Source organism: Leisingera sp. S132, from assembly GCF_025144465.1.
Classification (GTDB): Bacteria; Pseudomonadota; Alphaproteobacteria; order Rhodobacterales; family Rhodobacteraceae; genus Leisingera.
This window is the reverse complement of sequence record NZ_CP083553.1, coordinates 650,596-672,048: the sequence shown is the minus strand read 5'-3', so window position 1 is coordinate 672,048 and position 21,453 is coordinate 650,596. Positions and strand designations below refer to the sequence as shown.

Below are 21,453 nucleotides of genomic sequence, written 5' to 3'. Positions count from 1 at the left end.
AACATTACTTCACCTAATGACTGCTCACAGGATTTGTCGTTTGAGGCCGGATTTCAAGTTGTTTTATGACTTCCGCATAACATCACGTTATGCCTCTACAAAGTTAACACGCCCCTCAGGGCGCACTTTCAAAAGGGAACTCAATCATGCGGTTCTCCGCTTCGGTCCTGCCGCGCATTACGGCCGGGATTGCTCTCTGTTTGGCTTTCGCCACCGCTCCCGCTGCGCAGTCGCCCTTCAAGAAACTGGCCGCGTCTGTGTCCCAAATAGAAGAACGGCTCGATGGCCGCGTTGGAATCGCGCTGGTGGATACTGATACAGGCGCAGCCTGGCTCCATCGTGCAGACGAGCGGTTCCTCATGAACAGCACAGTGAAGACGCCGGTCTGCGGAGCTGTTCTTGCGCGCCATGATGCAGGCGGCTTGTCCCTCTCGGAACAGCTGCCTGTCCGCGACTCCGATCTGCTTTCCTACGCTCCGGTCACCAAGGAACATGCCGGCGGAACCATGCAGGTTGCAGATCTTTGCCTGGCTGCGCTCGACTGGAGCGACAATACCGCGGCAAACTTGCTGATCTCGCGTCTGGGCGGCCCGCAGGAGGTCACTAAGTTCTTCCGCAGCATCGGTGACACGGCCAGCCGGCTGGACCGCTATGAACCAGAGCTGAACACATTCGCCGCAGACAGCCCATTGGACACCACAACTCCCGCCGCAATGGCAGGAACACTGCGCGCCCTTCTGGTTGGAAACGCGCTGTCTGCATCTTCCCGCAACCTGCTGCGCGAGTGGATGAGCCATGGCAGTGTGACCAGTGCACTGTTGCGAGATCAAGCGCCTGCAAACTGGGCATTTTCCGACAAATCCGGTGCTGGCAGCCACACCCGAAGCATCATTGCGCTTGTCACGCCCGAAGGCCGCGCCCCTTGGGTTGCCGTTATTTACATATCCGGCACGGACGCGGACTTCGCGGTCCGTAACGCCGCGCTAAAGGAGCTGGGCGCGGCAGTTATCAACGTGATGCGTAACTAGCGCAGATCCAAAGCCTGGGTTTTCGCCCAACCTGTGCGAAAACCCGTCGGCCCTCCGCGTTGCCAAGCCCCTGCTCCCGGAAGGATTGCATCTTTTCAGATGCATTTCGCTGCTTGTTCTGACGCATATGGCCTGCGTTTTTCCTGCTCCTCGGACCAAGCGCCTCAATCGGCCAGCAAAACTGCCTCAACCCGCCGGTTGGCTTCCCGGCCTTCCGGGATCAGATTGCTGGCAATAGGCGCCAGAAATCCGGCGCCTGCAACGTCGATACGTCCTTCGTCCGCCTCATGGGTTTCTATCAGTCTTTCCTTCACCGACTGCGCCCGGCGCTCTGATATACCTGCGTTCTGCGCTTGAGAGCCGACTGTATCGGTGTGCCCTACCAGCAGCAGCCGGTACTGCGGGTTAGCGGCCAAATAACCCGCAAGTTCTCTTAGGCTGTCATACTCTCCGTCGCGCAGGCGGGTGGAACCGCTGTCAAAAACAAGATCGGTCAGCACGGCATGGCCGCGCACTTCCAGCACCTTGGCCAGTTCAACAGGCAGCGCCGGGCCCGGCTCTGCTTGCACAACGGGTTTTTCAGCTTCAGCGGCTGCACGCCCAGGCCCTACGCTGATCATCTGAACAAAGGCCGCGGCCCCGGTCCGGGACACCAGGATAGAGATCGCGTCCTGTCCGCGGACAGCCGACAAAAAATGGTAGCGGGAGATATCCACCATCATGTCCGGCGCCGGCACCACCTCAATCCCGAACCGGAAACCAAAGCCGCCGCAATCACGCGCCGCGCAGTCAAGACGCACTTCGTAGCCCAGCCCTTCCAGTTGATCCCGCAGCGGGGCCAGGATCTGCAGCACCGTGCTCTGACCATCCACCCGCCAGGTGCGACGGATGATCCGGCCTTCAAACCGTTCTGACGGCACTTTGTCCCCGTCTTCCGCCGCGACAGGCAGCTGATAGACACCAAGTGCCGTTATCCGCTCGGATATCCGGGCCGCACCGGCAGGAAAAGTAAGTTGAGCGGCACTCGGCATGGCAGGCAAAAGCGCAGCCGCAGCCGCTGCAATCAAACGTTTCAACGGCACTGGCTGTGATATTCCGGATTGGGTGCCATCGCGGTGGCGCTTGCCACCCGGTTGGACATATTGAAGAAGCCTGCGACATTGATGATGTCCCAGATATCCCGGTCGCTGAAGCCCGCTTCCCGCAGGGCCTGACGGTCCGCCTCCTCAATCTCCGCGCTGGCGGTGGTCATCTTGGCGGCGAAGTCCAGCATCGCCCGCTGACGGGCCTCCAGCGGAGCGACACGGTAGTTCATCACCAGCATTTCGCCGAGCTGCGGATCGCCTGACAGCTGCCGCACCGCCGCGCCATGTGCCACCAGGCAATAGAAACAGCGGTTGATCGAGGAGACAACAACCGCAATCATCTCCCGCTCCAGCTTGCTCAGGCTGCTGTCCGCCAGCATCAGATCGTTGTACATGGCGGTAAAAGCGTTGAGCTTATCAATGTCAAAGGCGTTCGCCTTCAGCACATTCGGCACAAAGCCCAGTTTTTCGACACAGATATCGAAGTATTTCTGCGTTTCCGGCGGCAACGGGTCCACCATTGGCAGATCAAGAGCTGTGGGTAAGGTCTGGTCACTCATCGTGTTCAATCGCCTTGTTGCAAAATCCGGTAGTGATACTCTCCAGCACAGTCCATGCCGAGGGAAGCGTAAAGCCCGTTGGCGCCTTCATTACGTTTCGTGCAAAGAACTGCCAATTCTCCGGCGCCGTTCTCCAGCGCCCAGAATGCTGCCTGGCGCATCATCCAGGCGCCCATGCCAGCCCGGCGCTGATGCGGCAGGATCTCAAGCGCATGCACCATCGCAACTCCGTCGTGAACCGCCACAAAACCAGCGCCCGCCGGCTTGTCTTTGTGGCGGGCGAGCAGCCCCGTCTTTGGCCCCTGCACCCGGCTCATCACTGCCAGCCGCGCTGGCCCGATGCCGCCCTGCGCCCAAATCTCACGCTGGATCGCCAGCGGCTCCCAGACGCAAAAGGCGGTGACACGCGGCACAGCAACATCCGTTAGCTGCTCCGCCGGACAGGTCCAGAGATTGACCGGATCCTTTACCACGTATCCGCGCGCCTCCAGCTGCGCATCAAGCTCAGACTCGCCGTCACGGACCATGAACAAACAATCCTGACCCATCGCACGCATCGCATCTTCAGCCGCGGCGATCTCTGCGTCTGTGGCCGTTCCGTTGACTGTCGCCGCCGACACCCGGCTGCCGCCGCCCTGCCCTTCGCGCAGGGTGACAGGCCCAAGTTCACGCAGCGAAGCCGGCGGCCAGGTTGCCTCAGTCACGGCATAGTAACGGGGATCGGTGGTCACTGCTCCAGCTCCCTTGCCAGTTCGGTCATCGCCGCATCGATGCGCGCACCATCGGTGCCCCGGATCACGATATTGGCGCCAAACGCGCCGTCCTTCTGAAACGGGTAGCAGCCTACCGAAAGGTCATCATAGGCCTCAGCCAGGGCACGCAGCGGAACGGCGATTTCGCCCTCTCCCCGCAGCACCCGCAGGGTCTGGGACAGCATTGGGCTGCCGCCAGTCAGCGTCGGCATCACACTCGCCACCATGGCTTGAAAGATCATCGGAACCCCCGCCATTACATGCACGTTGCCGACCGTGAACCCAGGCGCCGCCGAGACCGGGTTGTCGATCAGCATCGCACCATCCGGAATGCGGGCCATCCGCAGCCGCGGCTCGTTCATCTCCAGCCCTTGGGTATCGTAATGCGCCTGCAGGATCGCTCGGGCGTCATCACGCACACCCAGATGCGCTTCAAAAGCCTTGGCGATGCAATCCGCAGTGATATCGTCATGGGTTGGCCCGATGCCGCCGCTGGTGAATACATGGTCATATGCGCCTGACAGCGCCCGGACCGCAGCGATGATTGCGGGTTCGTCGTCGATCACCACCCGCACTTCTTTCAGATCGATGCCGTGTTTGGTCAGCTCCCCCGCCAGAAAGTGCATGTTTGCATCGCGGGTGCGGCCTGACAGGATCTCGTCGCCGATAACCAGCATGGCGGCTGTTGGGTTGGTCGTTGCAGGCATAAGCATCTCCCTTGATTGAATGCGAAAATACCCCGCCTGAAAGGCGGCACAAGAGCCAAAGCGACTAGATAAGCCCGGCAACCGCAGCGTCGAACAACTCCGCGTCGCCCGTTGCACGGGCCAGAATCATCATCCCTTCGAGGATTGCGGTCACAGTCGCCGCGGCTTTCCCCAACGCCCTCACTTGGTCGGGAAGTGATAGTGAACCGAGGCTGACTTAAGGCCAGCTTCAGCGGCTACTCCCCGAAAGCTGAAGGCGCGGCAACCATCCGTGCGCGCTGCCTTCTTCGCTATGACCAAAATCCGATTTGCGGAGTTAGATCCCGGCATGCTTGCCTCGTCACGCCTTACCTGCTTGCAGATTGGCCTTAGCGGAACACCGCACAATCCAATCCCATCAACTAACAATAGATAGAGGGGTCGCAACAACCCCTGAAACAGCATGTATCATCAGCGAGTCCTCGGGAAGCGGTCTGGAAACCACCCGCCAGTCGGCAAAATCCGGACATCAAGTCACCCTGCTCGGACCATCAGAAGCCAAGCTGGAGGCCGCCCAGGCTGAGTTCGGACCCCTCGCGAATGTCTGGAAGGTTGACCTGATGGACCTCACAAACGTCCAGATGCTGGTGCAAGAGCTAAAGACCGACAGCCGCTATTTCAGCAAGCTGGTCAATGCCGCCGGTGTCTTTGCCTCAAACCTTTTTAGGAACATGGCCCCGACGGTTTTGACCGATACATGGGCCTGAACCGCGTAACTTTCCTTCTGACACAGGCCGTTGCAGTCAACATGGCGCACAACTGCGGCGGTGCCCTCATCAACATCGGTTCGATGTGGGCCAAACAAGCAACCAAGGCGGCACCCAACTCTGCCTATTCCATCGCCAGGGCGGGCTTGCATGCCCTGACCCAGCACTTGACGATGGAGCTGGCGAACCACTGCATCAGGGTGAACGCGATTGCCCCTGCAGTGGCGGCCACCCCGATTTACGGCGCCTTTTTCGACCCGGCGCAGATCGCGGACACGCCGACGGCTGGCTTCGACACGTTCCATCCGATTTGGCGCATCGGCCGCCCGGCTGGCATTGCGGCCACCATTGTGCACCTGCCGTCCGATCGGGCCGCCTGGGTCGCCGGCGCCATCTGGGATGTTGACGGCGGCGTCATGGCCGCCCGCAACTAACGCTTTGCCGCCGGGCAGGGCTGGGATAGTCATCCGGGTATGAAGTTTGCCCAGCCCCTGATCCCCGCCACTCTGATCCGCCGTTACAAACGTTTCCTTGCCGATTGCCGGCTGGAGGACGGGCAGGAGATTACCGCCCATTGCGCCAACCCTGGCAGCATGATGGGGCTGGCGGACCCGGGCATGAAGATCTGGCTGGAGCCCAACGACGACCCGAAGAAGAAACTGAAGTACGGCTGGCGCCTGGTGGAACACGCAAACGGCCATTTCACTGGCGTTGACACCTCGGTGCCGAACCGTGCCCTGCGCTCTGCACTGGAGGCCGGTGCGGTCGCAGACCTTGCCGCTTATCAAACCATACGCGCCGAGGTGAAATACGGGGAAAACAGCCGCATCGACTTCCTGCTGAGCCAGGACGGGCTGCCGGACTGCTATGTCGAGGTGAAAAGCGTGACACTCTCCCGCGAACCAGGACTGGCCGAATTTCCCGACAGCGTCACCGCCCGCGGCACCAAACATCTGGGGGAGCTGGCCAACATGGTGGCCCAGGGCCACCGGGCTGTGATGCTGTACTTGGTCCAGCGCACCGGCTGCGAACGCTTCCAACTGGCCGCCGACATTGACCCGGCCTACGCAGATGCCTTTGCCAGCGCCTATGCCGCCGGGGTGGAGAAACTGGTTCTGGGCACCCGGGTTACCCCGCAGGGTGTTGAGGTCGCCGGACCGCTCTCATCAGAGTAACGGCCCGGACCGGGCGGCAGATCAGGCTGCCTGCCCCACTTGTTTTTCAGCGCCCTCCTCCTCGCGCTCCGGCTGGGCCTGGATCAGCGTACGGGTCGGGAACGGAATATCCACGCCTGCCGCGTCCAGCGCCTCCTTCACTTTGCGCTTCATGTCGGCCTGATACTGAAAGTAGTCCCCGGCATCGACCCAGACGCGCACCAGGAAATCAACCGAGCTGCTGTTCAGTTCATTGACCTGAATGAACGGCTCCGGGTCGCTGTGCGACCGGCTGTCGCCCATGATCGTGTCACGGATCACCTTTTCGGCAGTGGCAAGGTTCGCGCCATAACCGACGCCAAATGTCCACTCGGCGCGACGGGTGTCGAACGAAGAGTAATTGGTGATCGTATTCCCCCAGACTTCAGCGTTCGGGATGATCACCTTGAGGTTGGACATGCTGGCGATAACGGTGTTGTTCAAGGTGATTTCCTGCACCGTGCCCATCTCGCCGTCCACTGCGATAAAGTCGCCCAGTTTGAAGGGGCGGAACAGGATGATCATCACGCCTGCCGCAACATTCGAAAGCGCCCCCTGCATAGCCAAGCCGATGGCCAAACCGGCAGCACCGATTGCCGCGACGATGGATGTTGTCTTGACCCCAAAGGTGTTGAGCACGAACAAGGCAGCAAACGCCAGGATCACGTACCGGGCGACGTTGCCCAGAAAATGGAACAGAGTGACATCCAGTTTGGCATTGCTGTCGCCCAGCTGCACAATCCGGCGCTTGACCCAGCCTGCGACGATGAAGCCGGCCAGCAGGATAACCACCGCGGCCAGCACACTGCCCAGCGCCTGCGCCAGGAATTCCAGCGTCACCAGATCCGCAAGCGTTCTGCCATCGTAGATTTCGGTTTGCATGAGACTGTTGAAGCTGTCCATTCCGCTGCGTTCCCCTTGTTGCCAAATCGAATATTCAAACGATTAAACGCGCTTCAGACGAAAAAGTTCCCGCAACCCCGCTCTGGCCCTTTCGGCAGGAACCGCTTACATAGCTACGCAAAGAACGTGATGGAGCTCTGCGTGATGAGATCGAAAGACGGCCGCACTACCAAGGACGGCATCCGCATTCATGAAGCCGGCGACTATGCCGGCATGCACAAGGCGGGTGCGCTTGCCGCGCGCATTCTGGACGATATCGCAGCGCATGTTTTCCCGGGCCAGGCGACCAGCGAGATCGACCGCATCATCACTCAAATGGTCGAGGATGCGGGCGCCAAGTCGGCCACCATCGGCTACAAGGGTTATCAGCACGCCAGCTGCATCTCGGTGAACCATGTGGTCTGCCATGGAATCCCCGGCGACAAGAAGCTGAAGGATGGCGATATCCTGAACATCGATGTGACAGTGATCGTCGACGGCTGGTTCGGCGACACCTCCCGGATGTTCGTCGCAGGCAAGCTCAGCCGCAAGGCGGAGCGGCTGATCCAGGTCACCCATGATTCGCTTATGATGGGGATCGAGGCGGTGAAGCCGGGCAACACCTTCGGCGACATCGGCCATGCAATCCAAACCTATGCCGAAGCGCAGCGGATGAGCGTGGTGCGCGACTTCTGCGGCCACGGGCTGGGCACCGTGTTCCACGCACCGCCTAATGTGCTGCACTATGGCCGCCCCGGCACCGGACCGGTGCTGGAGGAAGGTATGTTCTTCACCATCGAGCCGATGATCAACCTGGGCCGTCCCGAAACCAAAATTCTGGCAGACGAATGGACCGCCGTGACCCGCGACAAGTCGCTGTCGGCGCAGTTCGAGCATTCGATCGGCGTAACCTCGGACGGTGCGGAGATTTTCACCCTGTCGCCCGCGGGCAAGTTCCACCCGACCTACGGCTAAGCTACAGCAAGGCAAGCGGGGGCCAGCCCCCGCACCCCGGCATACCTTCAGCCAGATGAAGGGCTGATCCGGTCAGGGTTTTACATCGCCCTGATCCACTGCTTCCTGAAACCGCCAGAGCGCCAGCAATAGCGTGCCATCGCCAAAAGGCGTCACCGCATCCTGAATGAACAGCGGTGCGCGCAGCTTTCCCGGTTTCGGCCGGCTCTGCGTTTCTGCTGCTTCTGAAGTCTGCAGGAAAGAAGCGTCCAAGGTCTGTTCCATGCACGCGATCGTACCACAACAGGGTCAGATCGACAAAAGCGCCGGCACTTCTGACATGTCAGTGAACACTTCCGCTCCCAGAGCCGCGAGCTTTTTGCCGCCGCCGCGTGGCGCGAAACCAAGGCAGCGCATGCCTGCCCGCACCGCTGCGGTCACCCCGCTGCCGCTGTCCTCGATCACCAGGCAATCGCGGGCCTGCACCCCGAAATGACTGGCCGCTGCCAGAAACAGCCCCGGCTCAGGCTTGGCAACACCCAGCGAATGGGCTGAGAACACCGCATGCGGATGAAACCGCTCCCACAGCCCGTTCTGTCCCAGGGTGATCCGCATCTTGTCCTCGCTGCCGTTGGAGGCAACGCAGACCGGGATGCCACATGTATCCAGCCGTGCCAGCAACCCGGAAATGCCCGGCATGAGCGGCACTCCTAACTCCAGCATTGCAAAAGTTTCCGCATAGATTTCTTCAATCCAGCTGGCCGGCAGATCCGCCCCCAGTGACCTGGCTTTCTCCATCACTCCGGCCATCGTGCCGCCGACAAAATGCGCCATCGATTGCTCCACCGTCAGCGGAAGCCCATGACGGGACAGGTTGTCTGCCAGCGCCTGATTCGAAGCTGGCTCGCTGTCCACCAGGACACCGTCGCAATCAAAGATCACCAGCTTCGGGGTCGGAAAAGTCTTGGGCATGCAAGGACACCTCATCGCAGAATTGGCTGAGCACTCGTGGCGCGCAGGCGTGGATCCTGTTTTGTACTAGAGTAGCGTAGGCACTGCAGCAAACCAGCCCTGAGCGATCCCCCGCCCGGCTTGTTTCAACCCGAAACATCCCTCCACATCAGGGTGATATGTGTATCGCCGTATTTGCGGCTATCATGCAGTTCAAACCCCTCAAGCGCGGCTGCGGGAGCGTTCTCCTCCCAGACCACCAGCGCGTCATCCGCAACCCAGCCGCCAGCGGCAGCTGCCGCAAGCGCCTTCTCTCCCAATGCTTTACCGTAAGGCGGGTCGAGAAAGATCAGGTCAAACGGAGCGTCCGGGTTCTGCCCGAGCTTCAATGCGTCGCGGCGCATGAGCGTGCAGCGGTCCTCTGCCCGGCAGATGCCGATGTTCTTGCGGATCAGCCCGGTGGAAACACGGCCGTCATCGACGAACACCGCTTCCGCCGCACCGCGCGACAGTGCCTCCAGCCCCAGCGCGCCGGTGCCCGCGAACAGGTCCAGCACCCGGGCACCGGGAACGGCACCTGTGTGCATCAGCACATTGAACAGGCTTTCGCGCACCCGGTCGGTGGTGGGGCGCAGATGAGCGCCCGCATCCCCCTTGCCCACCGCGGCCAAGGCACGGCCGCGGAAGTCTCCGGCGATGATCCTCACGCCTTCAAGAGCGGCTTCAGGTCCGCGGCGGGGTCACCGGCAACCGCCTTGTCGGCAGTCTTGCCCGCATCGATCAGCCGCTTGGCCACCATATAGGCGCGCGGATCGTTCATCGCATCCACGGCCACCAGCTGGTCGCCTTTGTAGTACCAGAAGGAAACCTGATTGCCTTCGCCCTGACGGGTCACAACATTGTCGTAACCGGTGTTGAGGCCCGCGATTTGCAGTTTGACGTCATACTGATCCGACCAGAACCAGGGAGTCGCGATGTAATCCTTGTCCGCGCCCAGCATGTTCTGTGCCACGACCTCAGCCTGGTCGATGGCGTTCGGCACGCTTTCCAGCCGGATCCGGCTGCCCTGGAACGGGAAGGAGGCGCAGTCACCCGCCGACCAGATGAAAGGATCGGAAGTGCGCCCCTTGGCATCCACCTTGATGCCATTGTCCGGCTCCAGCCCGGCCATCTCTGCCAGCTGCGAGGACGGCGTGATGCCAACACCAACCACCACAAAATCCACATCCACGGCTTCACCGCCGCTCAATACTGCGCGGGTGACTTTGCCACCCTCCCCTTCCAGCCGTTCCAGCCCGACGCCCTCGCGGATGTCCACTCCGTGGCTGCTGTGCAGGCTGCGGAAGAAATCAGAGGTCTCAGGGGCTGCAACGCGCTGCAGGATGCGGTCGGCCATCTCAACCAGGGTGACCTTCACGCCGCGCTTGGCGCAAACCGCCGCCGCCTCCAGCCCGATATAGCCGCCGCCGACGATCAGCGCCCGCTTGCCTTCGGTCACATGGGGCGCCATGGCGTCCACATCACTCAGCCCGCGCACCACATATACGCCGTCCAGATCACCGCCAATTGCCGCCGGCAGGCGGCGCGGGTCGGAGCCGGTGGTCAGCGCCAGCTGGTCATAGGAAATCACCTCATCGTCCAGGCTGACCGTTTTGGCCGCAGGATCAATCCCGGTGACACGCTGGCCCAGCTTCAGGGTGATGTTGTTTTCCGCATAGAAGCTTTCGGGGCGCAGAAACAGCCGCTCCAGCTCCATCTCCCCCAGCAGGTATGCCTTGGACAACGGCGGCCGCTGATAGGGCAGCACCTCTTCCGCACCGATCAGGGTGATCTCCCCGTCGAACCCGTCCTTTCGCAGCTTTGCCACCAGAGAAGACCCCGCCTGCCCCGCTCCAATCACGACGATATGGGACATATCCCCTTGCCTCCCGCAATAGTTCCCGTCACGCTTTCACCGGACCCTATATACCCGGGACCCCAAAACGCAATCAGGAGAAAGAGGAACGTGCAATGATTTCTGTTGGAGACCAGCTGCCGGACGCGACACTGACACGGATTGGGGAGGACGGCCCTGAACAGGTGCAGCTCGCGGACAAGCTGAAAAGGCGCAAAGTTGTGATTTTTGCGGTTCCAGGTGCCTTTACCAGCACCTGCCATTCCGCCCATGTGCCCAGCTTCATCCGCACAAAGGATCAGTTTGCCGCCAAGGGCGTCGACGAGATCATCTGCCTGGCCGGCAATGATCCTTTCGTGATGTCGATCTGGGGCGACAACACCGGTGCCACCGAAGCAGGCATCACAATGCTGTCGGATGCCGAATGCAGTTTTACCGAGTCCATCGGGATGCGTTTTGACGCCCCGCCGGCAGGTCTTATCGGCCGTTCGCTGCGCTATGCAATGCTGGTGGAGGACGGCGAGGTAAAGATCCTCAACAAGGAAGAAAACCCCGGTCAGTGCGAACTGTCTGCAGGCGAGGGCCTGCTGGACTCCATGGGCTGAGCGTGAAATCCCGGCAGCCGCCGAAGCAGGCGGCTGCCACACCAACCCCTTAATATTTTGTAAAAAATAGGGTCAGAACACCTGCCCGAATGTTTCGCGCGCGAAACATTCGGGCAGCAATGCTGACTTACTTTTCAACCGGCTTGGATCACTCCTGCGGCTCGCCGAACAGCCCGTCCATCTTGCGCGCCAGCTTGGCGTCCTGGGCGCTGATCCCGTCGACATCATGGGTGGTCAGCACCACCGTCACCCGGTTGTAGACATTGCTCCATTCGGGATGGTGGTTCCACTTCTCGGCCCAGATCGCGGCACGGGTCATCCAGCCGAAGGCATCCGCGAAATTGCTGAATTTGAAGGTCTTGGTAATGGCGTCGCGGCCATCAACCATCTCCCAGCCGGTGGCGAACAGCGGCTCCAGCAGCGGACCGCGGGTGGCGTCGGACAGTTTCTCCGTCATTCTTGCTCCTCCACATGGGCTTTGCGGAACGGGCCGTAATCGGTCAGGATTTCGATCTCTTCCTCGGTGGCAGCCCGTTCAGCCTCAAGGTAGCGTCCGACGGCCCCGGCAAACCCGGGATCGCCGATCCAGTGCAAGCTGTGTGTCTGGCACGGCATGTAGCCGCGCGCCAGCTTGTGTTCACCCTGTGCGCCAGCTTCCGCCCGGTCAAGCCCCAGGGCAATGGCCAGCTCAATGGCCTGATAATAGCACAACTCGAAATGCAGGCAGGGGTGCTGTTCGACACAGCCCCAGTAGCGGCCGTAAAGCGTTTTGCGGCCAATGAAATTCAACGCTCCTGCAACGTAGCGCCCGTTGCGTTCCGCCAGAATCAAGGCCATGTCATCCCCCATCATCCGATGTGCGATGTCAAAGAACTGCCGCGTCAGATAGGGGGAACCCCATTTGCGCGCGCCAGTGTCCTGGTAGAATTCCCAGAAAGCATCCCAATGCTCCGGGCGCAGGTCATTGCCCCGGAAAATGCGAATATCACCGCCAAAACACTGCGCCTGCATCCGCTCCTTGCGGATATTCTTGCGCTTGCGAGAGGACAGTGCCCGCAAAAACGCCTCAAAGTCGGCGTAACCATCATTTTGCCAGTGGAACTGCTGCGTGCTGCGCAGCATCAGCCCCATCTCCGCGCCCAGCCGGGCCTCGTCCTGGGTGCAAAAGGTCACATGCAGCGACGACAGATTGTTATCCGCCGCCAGCTGCACAGCGCCCTGCAGAAGCGCCGAATGGCCAATGCCATCAAAACCCGGGCGCACCAGGAACCGGCGTCCTGTGGCCGGGGTGAAGGGCACCGCGATCTGCAGCTTGGGGTAATAGTGGCCGCCCGCCTGCTCATAGGCATGCGCCCAATTGTGATCGAAGATGTATTCGCCCTGGCTGTGCCCCTTGGCATAAAGCGGCGCGCAGGCGATCAGGCTGCCTTCCTGATAGGCGGTCAGATACTGCGGCTGCCAGCCGGTGCCGGGCCCGACTGAGCCGCTGTCTTCCAGTGCGCTCAGGAAACGGTGTGTCGTGAAAGGATCCAGCGGACGCCCGCCGTCCGCGGTTTCAGGGCAAGCGCAGGCATCCCAGTCCTCTGCCGTGATCTGAGACAGCGACGCCAGCACCCGGATGTCGATTTGCGCCTGAGCCATTCAATTCCTCCGCACCGCTTCAAGATGTGGGGTGCGAGCCAGCGCGATCAAGATGTTAGCGGCGAAAGGTACTGTTCAAATGTGACATTGTCGGCAAACGCCCGCGCCGCGGTTTCCTCAGCCGCCGATCTGACCGTCCAGCACAGAACCGGCACGCCGGCGCTGCGCAGCGCCTGCACCCGCGGCCGGGCCAGATCGCCGGCCTCGTGGCTGATAAAACCGGATCCGCTGCGGTCAAAATCCGGAATGGCGCGCAAGTCATCGCACACAGCCTTGGGCAGCTCCGGCCATTCCGCCGGGTCATAGGCGCTGGTGGTGATACCGCGGGCGGTGTCCGGCGCCAGCCGCGCCAGTTCCGTTACCGAGTTGGGATTGAAGGACATCAGCGCCACCGGGCCCGCGTAGCCCTGGAGCGCCTCTACCGTGGCACGCTCCAGCATCCCGTCAGTGATCCCCATTTCCCCATGCTGATCCTTCAGCTCGATCAGCAGCGGCACCCGGCCCGCAACCAGGTCAAGCACCTCCGCAAGATCCGGAATGCCTTCACCATCGCCCCCCTTGAGCGGAACCGATCCCAGCGCCGCGCGCGTCAGCGCGCGGACCGGGCCGGTGCCTGCAGCCAGCCGGTCCAGATCATAGTCATGGAACACCATGGCGCAGCCGTCCTTGGACAGCTGCAGGTCAATCTCGATCCCGTAGCCTGCCGCAATTGCTGCGCGGACGGCAGCCCGGCTGTTCTCCGGACGCCCGTCCGCAACATCATGCAAGGCACGGTGGGCCAGCGGGACGGTCAAAAAGGCGGCAGGCAGGGACGGGATCATTTGATCTGGAACACGCCGTCGATTTCAACCGCGACCCCCAGCGGCAGTGAAACCGATCCCACAGCAGCGCGCGCATGTCGGCCGATGTCACCCAGGGCTTCCACTAGAAAGTCGGAGGCGCCGTTCACCACCTGCGGCTGCTGGGTGAAATCCGATGCAGAGTTAACGAAGGCACCCAGTTTCACAACACGCACCAGGCGGTCCAAATCGCCGCCGCAGGCTGCCTTCAGCTGTGCCAGCAGCGCAATCGCGCAGCGCTTGGCAGCGGCCTGGCCTGCATCGACGTCCATATCGGCCCCCAGGGTGCCGGTGATCAGCCCGTTTTCATCCGCGGAAATCTGACCGGAGATATAGACCATGTCGCCCGCCACCACATAAGGCACATAGTTGGCTGCCGGTGCCGGCGCGTCAGGCAGGGTCACACCCAGCTCTTTCAGTTTTGCTTCGATGCTCATGGTGCATTCCTCCGAGTCTTCAATTGCCGGGACGCTACCCGCCCCGGCAGGTTTCGGAAAGGGAAAATGCGAAGCCCCAGCGCAGCTTTCCGCACCTGCAGGCGCGGCAGCGGCCGCATTCCGGTTCTATGCGATGAAAACGGCGGGGCCTCAGCTTTCGCGGAAGGCCTTGTTGAAGTAATCGGCCAGCGGTTTGACCAGATAAGCCAGCGGCGAGCGGTCGGCTGTACGGATGTAGCTTTCAACCGGCATTCCCGGGATCAGCACCGTGCCCGCAGGCAGGCGGCCCTGTTCGCCAGGGTTCAGCTCGATCTCGGCGCGGTAGTAGGACAGGCCGCTGCCCTGGTCCTCAAACGCGTCCGCGGAAACCTGGGTCACACGGCCGAACAGCTCCGGTGTCGACCGCTGATCCAGAGCCGAGAACCGCAAGGTCACTTCCTGGCCGGTGAACAGCTGGTCGATATCCGTCGGTGCCACCTGCGCCGCAATCACCAGCGGCCGGTCCTGCGGCACCAGGTAGAGCACCGGATCAGCAGGCCGGATCACTGAGCGCGGTGTCTGCACCTGCAACCCGTAAACCACGCCCGAAACCGGCGCCGTGATGTCCAGCCGTGCCAGCCGCTGCTTCAGGGAACGGCGGGTTTCTGCCAGTTCCAGTTCCTGGTAGCGCAGGTCGCGCAAGCGGGTGATCGCCTCCTCGCGCTGGCCGGTGCCCAGCTTCAGGATCTCGATCTCGATCTCGGTGATCCGCCCCTCTGCCTGCGCCTCGGAGGCAACCAGCTCCCCAAGCTGCCCGTCCAGACTGGCCTGAGTGCGGCGCAGGTTCAGCACCGTTGCGGCCTGCGCGAGGCCGCGGTCCAGCAGCGATTGCTGATTGCCCAGCTCCTCGCCAATCAGTTCCAGCTGCACCTTCATAGATTTCTGCTGCGCCTCGATGCCCCGGATTTGCTCCTCGATCTGCGCACGGCGTTTCTCAAGCTGTTCAATTTCGCGCGCAGTGGTATCCCTGCGGGCCTGGAACAGACGCTGCTGCCCGTCGGCCAGATCCTTGACTTCCGCCTGGTTTTCCGCGGCTTCCAGCAGTTCCGGGTCAAAAGCGACTTCTGCCGCCTCATCCCGCTCCGCCTCCAGCCGGGCACGCCGCGCCATCAGCTCAAACAGCTGACCTTCCACGATCACCAGTTGCGAGGCCAGTTCATTGGCGTCCAGCCTAATCAGGGTCGCACCCTTGGCTACCGTATCGCCTTCATCCACCAGGATTTCAGCCACGATACCGCCATCCAGATGCTGCACCACCTGCCGGTTCCGGTCCACCTCGATACGCCCCGTTGCCACCACGGCACCGGAAATCGAGGACAGCACCGACCAGGAGCCGAAGCCCCCCACCAGCACCAGGAGGGCAATCAGGCCAATCATCAGCGGCCGCCGTGCAGGCCAGTTGGTTTCCACGCTCACCGCACACCTCCCGCGCCAGTGGCCTGGCGGATGTTCTGATGGTTGGCCACCATTTCCTGCAGCACCTTGTCCTTGGGCCCAAAGGCCGTTTGTGTCCCCTTGTCGATCACCAGCAGCATATCGCATTCCTGAATCGCCGCCGGCCGGTGCGCCATAATCAGCACTGACCGCCCTTCCGCTTTGATCTGCTTGATCGCCTTGTTCAGCGCGATCGAGCCATCGTTGTCGAGGTTGGAGTTCGGCTCATCCAGGATCACGATCACCGGATCATCGAACAGGGCACGGGCCAGCCCGACCCGCTGCATCTGTCCGCCGGACAGCCGCCCGCCAGTGGCGTTGACGCGGGTGTCATAGCCCTCAGGCAATTTCAGGATCATCTCATGCGCCGCGGCCTTGCGGGCGGCTTCCACCACTTTCTCGGCGTCCGGCTGCTGGCTCAGCCGGGCGATGTTCTGGGCGATGGTCCCATCAAACACCTGCACCCGCTGCGGCAGATAGCCGATGTGGCCGCCAAGCACATCCGGCGCGTACTGGTCCAGCGCGGCCCCGTCCAGCCGGACCGAACCGGCGGCGGGCCGCCACACCCCGGTCAAGGCACGGGCCAGAGTCGACTTGCCCGACCCCGAGGGTCCGATAACACCGATTGCCTGGCCCGGTTGCACCCGGAAGTTCACGTTGCGCAACAGCGGCGCGCTGCTGCCCGGCGGCACCACCGCCAGCCCCTGCACTTCCAGCAGCGCCTTTGGCTTGGGCAGCGCGGTGCGCACCTCCTCCTCTGGCACCTTGTCCAGAAGCTCCGCCAGATTGTGCCAGCCTTTCAGCGCCCGCTGCACCAGCACCCATTGCCCCAGTCCCAGTTCAATCGGTGCCAGCGCCCGCCCCATCAGGATGGAGCCCGCAATCATCGCCCCCGGTGTCACCTGGTTCTGCAGCACCAGATAGGCACCCAGGCCCAGCATTGCCGATTGCAGAAACAGCCGCAGTGTCTTGGTCAGCGTGGTAAATCCACCGCCGGTGTCATTGGCCGTCACACTGTCGGCCAAGGCCGCATCCCTGGCCTGTTTCCAGCGCGCGAACGACGCCCCGCGCATCCCCATCGACTGGATCATCTCCGCCTCGTTGCGGATTTCCTCGGACATCAGGTTGGCCTTGTGGCCGGTGATGTTCGCCTTCTGCTGCGGGACGCGTGTGAAGATCTGGTTCAGCAGCGCGATCACCACCAGCACCGCCCCGCCAGCCAGCGCCAGCAATCCCAGCCAGGGGTGGAACAACGCGATGCCCGCCAGGAACACCGGCACCCAAGGCAGGTCGAAGGCCGCCGTCAGCACAGGCGAGGCAATCAGCCTCTGGACTGACTCCAGGTCTGAAAGGCCGGTCTGCGCCACCGGATCCTGCGCCACCGCCGAACGGCGGATCATCGCGTCGAAAACCCGCTTGTCCAGTGCCGCCTGGAACCGCGCGCCGACCCGCGCCATGATGCGGCCGCGGGCGTAATCCAGCAGCCCCATCATCCCGTAGAGGAACACAACCAAGAGCGACAGCGCCAGCAGCGTCGCCTCCGACCGGCTGCCCAGCACCCGGTCATAAACCTGCATCATGTACAGAGGGCCGGTCAGCATCAGCAAATTCACAAAGAAACTGAAGACCCCGGTGAACCAGTACAGGCCGCGGCTTTGCCGCCGCACCTGCCGCAGTTCCTCATATCCGTTTTTGTAAAGGGTTTTATTCATGCTCAGACTGCAATAGTGGTTCGATGGCTTCAGATCAGGGCTGGAATTGTACCAGTTGTGGCATAGCCAGGTAAAAAAATGTAATCAGACTGGAAAACGGCAGCAGAACCCTTATTTGCCCTCCGACATGCCCGTTCCAGTTCCAATTGGACACTTATCCGAATGCTCTTGATGTTGCGACCGCTTAAATTTGTACCTGCGCTGATTTTGGCCGCTTTTGCCGCTGGCTGCGCCACCCAGGACCCGGTAGCGCGCGCCTCCGGTGAAGTGTTCGACCCTTATGAGCGGACGAACCGCACTGTTCATGCCTTCAACCGCGGTGTCGACCGGATCGCTTTCCGCCCTGCATCCAAGGGGTATGTGGCGATTGTGCCCGCGCCGATGGTCACCAGCTTCTCCTACTTCGCGGAAAACCTGTCGATGCCCGGCCAGATGGTCAACGCGCTGCTGCAAGGTGACCTGAGAACAGCGGGCAATGCATTTTCGCGTTTCGTGATCAATTCGACAGTGGGGTTTGCGGGCCTGGCTGACCCTGCATCCGAATTCAAGGTGCCTGCGGTCGATACCGATTTCGGCGAAACGCTGCACAAGTGGGGCGTCGGTGAGGGCGCCTATGTCGAACTGCCTCTGCTCGGCCCGTCCACCAGCCGCGATGCGGTGGGCATAGCGGTTGATTTCTTCACCAATCCCCTGGGCCATGTCGAGCAGAATACTGCCGACAATATCACCATCTACGCCGAGATCGTGCGCCGCATGGGCGATCGTGGCAACTATTCCGACACAATCGACTCGATTCTCTACGAGAGTGCCGACAGCTATGCCCAGTCGCGGCTGATCTACCTGCAGAACCGCCGGTTCCAGTTGGGTGATGGCGAGGAGATCAAGGAAATCGATCCGTTCGAACTGAACACTGAAGGATTTTGAAAATGGACCGCCGCAATTTCCTGACCGGCCTGTGTGCCGGAGCTGCCGCACTCATAGCCGCACCGCAGGCTCTGTGGGCGCTGACCGAAAGCAGTGCCAGCACATTGATCAACCGTCTGGTAGCCGACATCAACCGGGTGATTGAATCCGGCAAGGGTGAAAGCGCCATGTTCCGCGACTTTGAGCGGATCTTCCAGCAATACAGCGACACATCTTACATCGCAGCCTATGCGCTGGGCGCAGATGGGCGCCGCGCATCTCCGGCTCAGAAGAAGGCGTTCTCCAAGGCGTTCCAGGGCTACATCTCCCGCAAATACGGCAAACGCTTCCGCGAGTTCATCGGCGGCAAGCTGGAAGTGAAGGGCGTCAAAAAGGTGAAGAAATGGTACGAGGTAAGCACCATCGCCTACCTCAAGGGCCAGTCGCCGTTTGAGGTGACCTTCCTTGTGTCAGACCGCTCCGGCCGCGACCTGTTCTTCAACATGTTCATCGAAGGCGTGAACCTGCTGCTGACGGAGCGCACCGAAATTGGTGCGATCCTGGACAGCAAGAAGGGCGACATCGACGCACTGATCGGCGAGCTGAAGCGGCTCAGCTGACCCGGCAGTTTGCAGATTGCAGGAAAGGCTCTCTCCGGGGAGCCTTTTTCTTTGTTCTGACGGGGCAGATCAAACGGGGCTGCCAGCTGAATGCGCAAAGTCCTCCCGCCCGCCGCAGCGGCATCCAGGATGCCGCACTCCTGTTGAGCACGGCGCCGGGCCCAACGGGCGGGGCCTCCGCAAGGAGGCCGGAGACGGGCGGGACCACGCCCTGTCCGCAGGATCAGTTGCCGAGAATATCACGCAGGATGTTATCGACCGCGCGGCCCAGTTCCTGGCCGAGGTTCGGCCCCTGGCGGCGGCGCTCGCGGCGGGTTGGCTGCGGCGGCGGAGCAATCGGCGCCGGTTCCAGCATCGGCAGCGGCTTCGGCTCCAGCCCCTCATGCACGCGCACCATTGTCTCGCGCCAGATTTCGGCGGGCAGCCCGCCACCGGTCACACCGGACAGGGGCGTGTTGTCGTCGTAGCCCATCCAGACCCCGGCAACATAGTCTGCCGTGAAACCGATGAACCAGGCGTCCTTGGCGGCTGACGTGGTGCCGGATTTGCCCGCCGCCTGCCAGCCCGGGATCTGTGCCCGCTGGCCGGTGCCGCCGGCAATCACCTTTTCCATCATCCAGACCAGCTGCTGCGCGGCCTCCGGGCGGATCACCCGCTCGCCGATGCCGCCGCTGGCACCCATCAGCGCCTCGCTGTCCTCGACCAGCTTCAGTTCCGTCACACCATAAGGCGTCACCGAAGAGCCGCCGTTCAGGATGCCCGCATAGGCCCCGGTCATCTCCAGCAGCGTGCTTTCTGATGCGCCCAGCGCCAGCGCCGGGCCCGCGGCCAGATCGCTGTCGATGCCGAAATCCTTGGCCACAAGGCTCACCTTGTCGCGGCCCACAGCTTCGGACACTTTCACCGCCGGCACATTCAATGAGTCCCGCAGCGCTCGCGCCAAGGTTACTTCTCCATAAAACTTGCGGGTGTAGTTGTCCGGGCACCACTGGCCGGAGCCGGGGATGTTCAGACAGTACTTTGCATCCAGAACCCGGTCGTAAGGCGAGTAGCCCAGCTCAAGCGCCGTGGCGTAGACAAAGGGCTTAAAAGCCGACCCGGTCTGCCGCTTGGCCTGGGTGGCGCGGTTGAACACACCCGAGACGCGGGTCTTGCGCCCGCCCACCATCGCGCGCACGGCGCCATCGGCGCTCATCACCACAATTGCGGCCTGCGCCTTGGACCCCTGTCGGACCTTGTTTTCAAAGACAAACTTCAGCGCTTCCTCCGCCGCGCGCTGCAGGCGCTGGTCCATGGTGGAGCGGATCACCACATCTTCGGTGGTCTGATCGCCGAGAAAGTCCGGGATGCTGTCCATCACCCAGTCGGCGAAATAGCCGCCGGCCCGCGCCGTTGCTGCCTCGCTCAGCTCTGCCGGGTTGTCCTGGTACTTCTGCATCTCCGCCGTTGTCAGGTAGCCTTGCTCCTGCATCAGCCGCAGAACGGTGGCGGCCCGGTCCTGCGAGCGCTGCAGATTGTTGGTGGGGGCCAGTGTCGAGGGCGCAGTCAGCAGCCCCGCCAGCATCGCGCCCTCTGCCGGGTTCAGCTGGTTCGCGGATTTCCCAAAGTACCGCTGCGCCGCAGCCTCCGCCCCATAGGCGCCGCCGCCCATATAGGCGCGGTTCATGTAGATCGAGAGGATCTCATCCTTGCTGTACTTGGCTTCCATCGCCAGGGCAAAGATCGCCTCAGTCCCCTTGCGCCAGAGCGAGCCCTTTCGGCAGTCCGCCTCATAGGCGCTTTCGCTCTTCCATTCGGCCGGGTCATAGATTTTGCCGAGGCAGAGCAGCTTCGCCGCCTGCTGGGTGATGGTGGAACCGCCATGGCCAGACAGCGGTCCGCGCCCTTCGCTCAGGTTGATGCGGACGGCACTGGCAATACCGCGCGGCGACAGGCCAAGGTGGCGGTAGAACCGCTTGTCTTCGGTCGCCACAATCGCGTTTTTCAGATGCGGCGAGACAGTGTCTGCTGTCACCACCCCGCCGAACTGGTCACCGCGCCAGGCAAAGACCTCCCCCTCACGGTCCAGAATGGTGACAGACCCGCGGGCGCGGCCGTCCAGGTAGGCCGTGACATCCGGCAGTTTTGCATACTGGAATGCCACAGCCAGGCCCACCAGCCCGCAGGCCACCATGCCAATACGCCATGTGAAACCCCAGGCCAGCCGGAACACAAAGGCAAACGGCGCCAGCAGCCAGCCGAAGGGGCCGCGTTTCCTGCGCACCGGTCTGGCGCGGGACTTCTTGCGGCCGAACAGCCGTCCCAGCAAACCCGGCTTCTTCGCCTTGGCTGCCGGTTTCCTGCGCGCAGGTTTCTTGGCGGGTGGTTTCCCCTTGCCGCCCGTGGAATAGCGTTTCTCTGCCACCAGAGGCTTGCGCCCGGATCCTTGTGCCATCGTCTGTTCCTGCCCGGTTTGCCCGTTGTCCGGCGAC

Annotated in this window: 25 protein-coding genes; 8 read left to right on the top strand and 17 right to left on the bottom strand. The window is 62.1% G+C overall.

Annotation, left to right across the window (positions count from 1 at the left end):
- The first annotated feature begins 146 nt into the window (after positions 1–146).
- Positions 147–1,028 (top strand): class A beta-lactamase, encoded by an 882-nt coding sequence (gene bla / locus K3725_RS03200; protein ID WP_260017420.1) that lies wholly within the window; start codon positions 147–149, stop codon positions 1,026–1,028.
- Between the two features lie 164 nt (positions 1,029–1,192).
- On the opposite strand, the gene K3725_RS03195 is transcribed toward bla, so the two are convergent.
- The 5 genes from K3725_RS03195 to K3725_RS22610 form a co-directional block, all read right to left on the bottom strand.
- Positions 1,193–2,059, bottom strand: coding sequence for an OmpA family protein (locus K3725_RS03195; RefSeq protein ID WP_260017419.1), 867 nt, complete (start codon positions 2,057–2,059; stop codon positions 1,193–1,195).
- Between the two features lie 41 nt (positions 2,060–2,100).
- The gene (locus tag K3725_RS03190; protein WP_260017418.1) at positions 2,101–2,673 is read right to left on the bottom strand and encodes a peroxidase-related enzyme; all 573 of its coding nucleotides are present in this window, start codon (positions 2,671–2,673) and stop codon (positions 2,101–2,103) included.
- Positions 2,674–2,678: 5 nt separating this feature from the next.
- The gene (locus K3725_RS03185) at positions 2,679–3,404 is read right to left on the bottom strand and encodes a GNAT family N-acetyltransferase (RefSeq protein ID WP_260017417.1); all 726 of its coding nucleotides are present in this window, start codon (positions 3,402–3,404) and stop codon (positions 2,679–2,681) included.
- On the bottom strand, positions 3,401–4,132 hold the full coding sequence (locus tag K3725_RS03180; protein ID WP_260017416.1) for a molybdopterin-binding protein: 732 nt from the start codon (positions 4,130–4,132) through the stop codon (positions 3,401–3,403). Before K3725_RS03180 ends, K3725_RS03185 begins: the two co-directional genes overlap by 4 nt.
- Before the next feature lie 180 nt (positions 4,133–4,312).
- Positions 4,313–4,462 carry a TetR family transcriptional regulator gene (locus K3725_RS22610; RefSeq protein ID WP_409201585.1) on the bottom strand — a complete coding sequence of 50 codons (150 nt, stop codon included), beginning with the start codon at positions 4,460–4,462 and terminating at the stop codon, positions 4,313–4,315.
- A 2-nt stretch (positions 4,463–4,464) separates the two neighbouring features.
- On the opposite strand from K3725_RS22610, the gene K3725_RS03175 reads away from it, so the two are divergent.
- Genes K3725_RS03175 through sfsA form a run of 3 tightly spaced genes read left to right on the top strand, consistent with a single transcriptional unit; the run spans position 4,465 to position 6,053 of the window.
- Positions 4,465–4,878 (top strand): SDR family NAD(P)-dependent oxidoreductase, encoded by a 414-nt coding sequence (locus K3725_RS03175; RefSeq protein ID WP_311202215.1) that lies wholly within the window; start codon positions 4,465–4,467, stop codon positions 4,876–4,878.
- Positions 4,869–5,312, top strand: a complete 444-nt coding sequence (locus K3725_RS03170; protein WP_260017414.1) for an SDR family NAD(P)-dependent oxidoreductase — start codon at positions 4,869–4,871, stop codon at positions 5,310–5,312. Before K3725_RS03175 ends, K3725_RS03170 begins: the two co-directional genes overlap by 10 nt.
- Before the next feature lie 39 nt (positions 5,313–5,351).
- Positions 5,352–6,053 carry a DNA/RNA nuclease SfsA gene (sfsA, locus tag K3725_RS03165; protein ID WP_260017413.1) on the top strand — a complete coding sequence of 234 codons (702 nt, stop codon included), beginning with the start codon at positions 5,352–5,354 and terminating at the stop codon, positions 6,051–6,053.
- Positions 6,054–6,074: 21 nt separating this feature from the next.
- On the opposite strand, the gene K3725_RS03160 is transcribed toward sfsA, so the two are convergent.
- Complete coding sequence (locus K3725_RS03160; RefSeq protein ID WP_260017412.1) at positions 6,075–6,974, bottom strand: mechanosensitive ion channel family protein; 900 nt, start codon at positions 6,972–6,974, stop codon at positions 6,075–6,077.
- A gap of 144 nt (positions 6,975–7,118) precedes the next feature.
- On the opposite strand from K3725_RS03160, the gene map reads away from it, so the two are divergent.
- Positions 7,119–7,928, top strand: a complete 810-nt coding sequence (gene map, locus K3725_RS03155) for a type I methionyl aminopeptidase (protein WP_260017411.1) — start codon at positions 7,119–7,121, stop codon at positions 7,926–7,928.
- 72 nt (positions 7,929–8,000) lie between these two features.
- On the opposite strand, the gene K3725_RS03150 is transcribed toward map, so the two are convergent.
- From K3725_RS03150 to K3725_RS03135, 4 genes are all read right to left on the bottom strand, one after another.
- Positions 8,001–8,192, bottom strand: a complete 192-nt coding sequence (locus K3725_RS03150; RefSeq protein WP_260017410.1) for a hypothetical protein — start codon at positions 8,190–8,192, stop codon at positions 8,001–8,003.
- A gap of 24 nt (positions 8,193–8,216) precedes the next feature.
- Positions 8,217–8,879, bottom strand: a complete 663-nt coding sequence (locus K3725_RS03145; RefSeq protein ID WP_260017409.1) for an HAD family phosphatase — start codon at positions 8,877–8,879, stop codon at positions 8,217–8,219.
- A gap of 125 nt (positions 8,880–9,004) precedes the next feature.
- Positions 9,005–9,565 (bottom strand): 16S rRNA (guanine(966)-N(2))-methyltransferase RsmD, encoded by a 561-nt coding sequence (rsmD, locus tag K3725_RS03140; RefSeq protein WP_260017408.1) that lies wholly within the window; start codon positions 9,563–9,565, stop codon positions 9,005–9,007.
- Entirely contained in the window at positions 9,562–10,773 is a 1,212-nt protein-coding gene (locus K3725_RS03135; protein ID WP_260017407.1) for an NAD(P)/FAD-dependent oxidoreductase, read from the bottom strand. The genes rsmD and K3725_RS03135 overlap by 4 nt, the downstream gene beginning before the upstream one ends.
- Before the next feature lie 95 nt (positions 10,774–10,868).
- On the opposite strand from K3725_RS03135, the gene K3725_RS03130 reads away from it, so the two are divergent.
- Positions 10,869–11,357, top strand: coding sequence for a peroxiredoxin (locus K3725_RS03130; protein ID WP_260017406.1), 489 nt, complete (start codon positions 10,869–10,871; stop codon positions 11,355–11,357).
- 148 nt (positions 11,358–11,505) lie between these two features.
- Here K3725_RS03130 and K3725_RS03125 read toward each other — a convergent pair whose 3' ends face one another.
- The 6 genes from K3725_RS03125 to K3725_RS03100 form a co-directional block, all read right to left on the bottom strand.
- Positions 11,506–11,814: a 4a-hydroxytetrahydrobiopterin dehydratase gene (locus K3725_RS03125; RefSeq protein WP_260017405.1), complete on the bottom strand. Its 309-nt coding sequence runs from the start codon at positions 11,812–11,814 to the stop codon at positions 11,506–11,508.
- Positions 11,811–12,998 (bottom strand): GNAT family N-acetyltransferase, encoded by a 1,188-nt coding sequence (locus K3725_RS03120; protein ID WP_260017404.1) that lies wholly within the window; start codon positions 12,996–12,998, stop codon positions 11,811–11,813. Before K3725_RS03120 ends, K3725_RS03125 begins: the two co-directional genes overlap by 4 nt.
- 47 nt (positions 12,999–13,045) lie before the next feature.
- Positions 13,046–13,819: a glycerophosphodiester phosphodiesterase family protein gene (locus K3725_RS03115; RefSeq protein WP_260017403.1), complete on the bottom strand. Its 774-nt coding sequence runs from the start codon at positions 13,817–13,819 to the stop codon at positions 13,046–13,048.
- Entirely contained in the window at positions 13,816–14,274 is a 459-nt protein-coding gene (locus K3725_RS03110; RefSeq protein ID WP_260017402.1) for a RidA family protein, read from the bottom strand. The genes K3725_RS03115 and K3725_RS03110 overlap by 4 nt, the downstream gene beginning before the upstream one ends.
- Before the next feature lie 150 nt (positions 14,275–14,424).
- Positions 14,425–15,729, bottom strand: coding sequence for an HlyD family type I secretion periplasmic adaptor subunit (locus tag K3725_RS03105; RefSeq protein ID WP_260017401.1), 1,305 nt, complete (start codon positions 15,727–15,729; stop codon positions 14,425–14,427).
- Positions 15,726–17,459 (bottom strand): type I secretion system permease/ATPase, encoded by a 1,734-nt coding sequence (locus tag K3725_RS03100; RefSeq protein WP_260017400.1) that lies wholly within the window; start codon positions 17,457–17,459, stop codon positions 15,726–15,728. The genes K3725_RS03105 and K3725_RS03100 overlap by 4 nt, the downstream gene beginning before the upstream one ends.
- Before the next feature lie 162 nt (positions 17,460–17,621).
- On the opposite strand from K3725_RS03100, the gene K3725_RS03095 reads away from it, so the two are divergent.
- Positions 17,622–18,383, top strand: coding sequence for a VacJ family lipoprotein (locus K3725_RS03095; protein ID WP_409201584.1), 762 nt, complete (start codon positions 17,622–17,624; stop codon positions 18,381–18,383).
- A 2-nt stretch (positions 18,384–18,385) separates the two neighbouring features.
- Positions 18,386–18,982: a phospholipid-binding protein MlaC gene (locus K3725_RS03090; RefSeq protein WP_260017398.1), complete on the top strand. Its 597-nt coding sequence runs from the start codon at positions 18,386–18,388 to the stop codon at positions 18,980–18,982.
- 223 nt (positions 18,983–19,205) lie between these two features.
- Here K3725_RS03090 and K3725_RS03085 read toward each other — a convergent pair whose 3' ends face one another.
- The gene (locus tag K3725_RS03085) at positions 19,206–21,416 is read right to left on the bottom strand and encodes a transglycosylase domain-containing protein (protein ID WP_260017397.1); all 2,211 of its coding nucleotides are present in this window, start codon (positions 21,414–21,416) and stop codon (positions 19,206–19,208) included.
- Positions 21,417–21,453: the final 37 nt, after the last annotated feature.

Excerpts from the sequence above, each read along its gene's own strand:
- K3725_RS22610 (WP_409201585.1), bottom strand. The coding sequence starts at position 4,462 with ATGCCGGGATCTAACTCCGCAAATCGGATTTTGGTCATAGCGAAGAAG.
- sfsA (WP_260017413.1), top strand. The coding sequence starts at position 5,352 with ATGAAGTTTGCCCAGCCCCTGATCCCCGCCACTCTGATCCGCCGTTAC.
- K3725_RS03160 (WP_260017412.1), bottom strand. The coding sequence starts at position 6,974 with ATGGACAGCTTCAACAGTCTCATGCAAACCGAAATCTACGATGGCAGA.
- K3725_RS03115 (WP_260017403.1), bottom strand. The coding sequence starts at position 13,819 with ATGATCCCGTCCCTGCCTGCCGCCTTTTTGACCGTCCCGCTGGCCCAC.
- K3725_RS03120 (WP_260017404.1), bottom strand. The coding sequence starts at position 12,998 with ATGGCTCAGGCGCAAATCGACATCCGGGTGCTGGCGTCGCTGTCTCAG.
- K3725_RS03125 (WP_260017405.1), bottom strand. The coding sequence starts at position 11,814 with ATGACGGAGAAACTGTCCGACGCCACCCGCGGTCCGCTGCTGGAGCCG.
- K3725_RS03180 (WP_260017416.1), bottom strand. The coding sequence starts at position 4,132 with ATGCCTGCAACGACCAACCCAACAGCCGCCATGCTGGTTATCGGCGAC.
- K3725_RS03145 (WP_260017409.1), bottom strand. The coding sequence starts at position 8,879 with ATGCCCAAGACTTTTCCGACCCCGAAGCTGGTGATCTTTGATTGCGAC.
- K3725_RS03195 (WP_260017419.1), bottom strand. The coding sequence starts at position 2,059 with ATGCCGAGTGCCGCTCAACTTACTTTTCCTGCCGGTGCGGCCCGGATA.
- K3725_RS03190 (WP_260017418.1), bottom strand. The coding sequence starts at position 2,673 with ATGAGTGACCAGACCTTACCCACAGCTCTTGATCTGCCAATGGTGGAC.
- K3725_RS03085 (WP_260017397.1), bottom strand. The coding sequence starts at position 21,416 with ATGGCACAAGGATCCGGGCGCAAGCCTCTGGTGGCAGAGAAACGCTAT.
- K3725_RS03170 (WP_260017414.1), top strand. The coding sequence starts at position 4,869 with ATGGGCCTGAACCGCGTAACTTTCCTTCTGACACAGGCCGTTGCAGTC.
- K3725_RS03100 (WP_260017400.1), bottom strand. The coding sequence starts at position 17,459 with ATGAATAAAACCCTTTACAAAAACGGATATGAGGAACTGCGGCAGGTG.
- K3725_RS03150 (WP_260017410.1), bottom strand. The coding sequence starts at position 8,192 with ATGGAACAGACCTTGGACGCTTCTTTCCTGCAGACTTCAGAAGCAGCA.
- K3725_RS03135 (WP_260017407.1), bottom strand. The coding sequence starts at position 10,773 with ATGTCCCATATCGTCGTGATTGGAGCGGGGCAGGCGGGGTCTTCTCTG.
- bla (WP_260017420.1), top strand. The coding sequence starts at position 147 with ATGCGGTTCTCCGCTTCGGTCCTGCCGCGCATTACGGCCGGGATTGCT.
- K3725_RS03090 (WP_260017398.1), top strand. The coding sequence starts at position 18,386 with ATGGACCGCCGCAATTTCCTGACCGGCCTGTGTGCCGGAGCTGCCGCA.
- K3725_RS03095 (WP_409201584.1), top strand. The coding sequence starts at position 17,622 with ATGCTCTTGATGTTGCGACCGCTTAAATTTGTACCTGCGCTGATTTTG.
- map (WP_260017411.1), top strand. The coding sequence starts at position 7,119 with ATGAGATCGAAAGACGGCCGCACTACCAAGGACGGCATCCGCATTCAT.
- K3725_RS03130 (WP_260017406.1), top strand. The coding sequence starts at position 10,869 with ATGATTTCTGTTGGAGACCAGCTGCCGGACGCGACACTGACACGGATT.
- K3725_RS03110 (WP_260017402.1), bottom strand. The coding sequence starts at position 14,274 with ATGAGCATCGAAGCAAAACTGAAAGAGCTGGGTGTGACCCTGCCTGAC.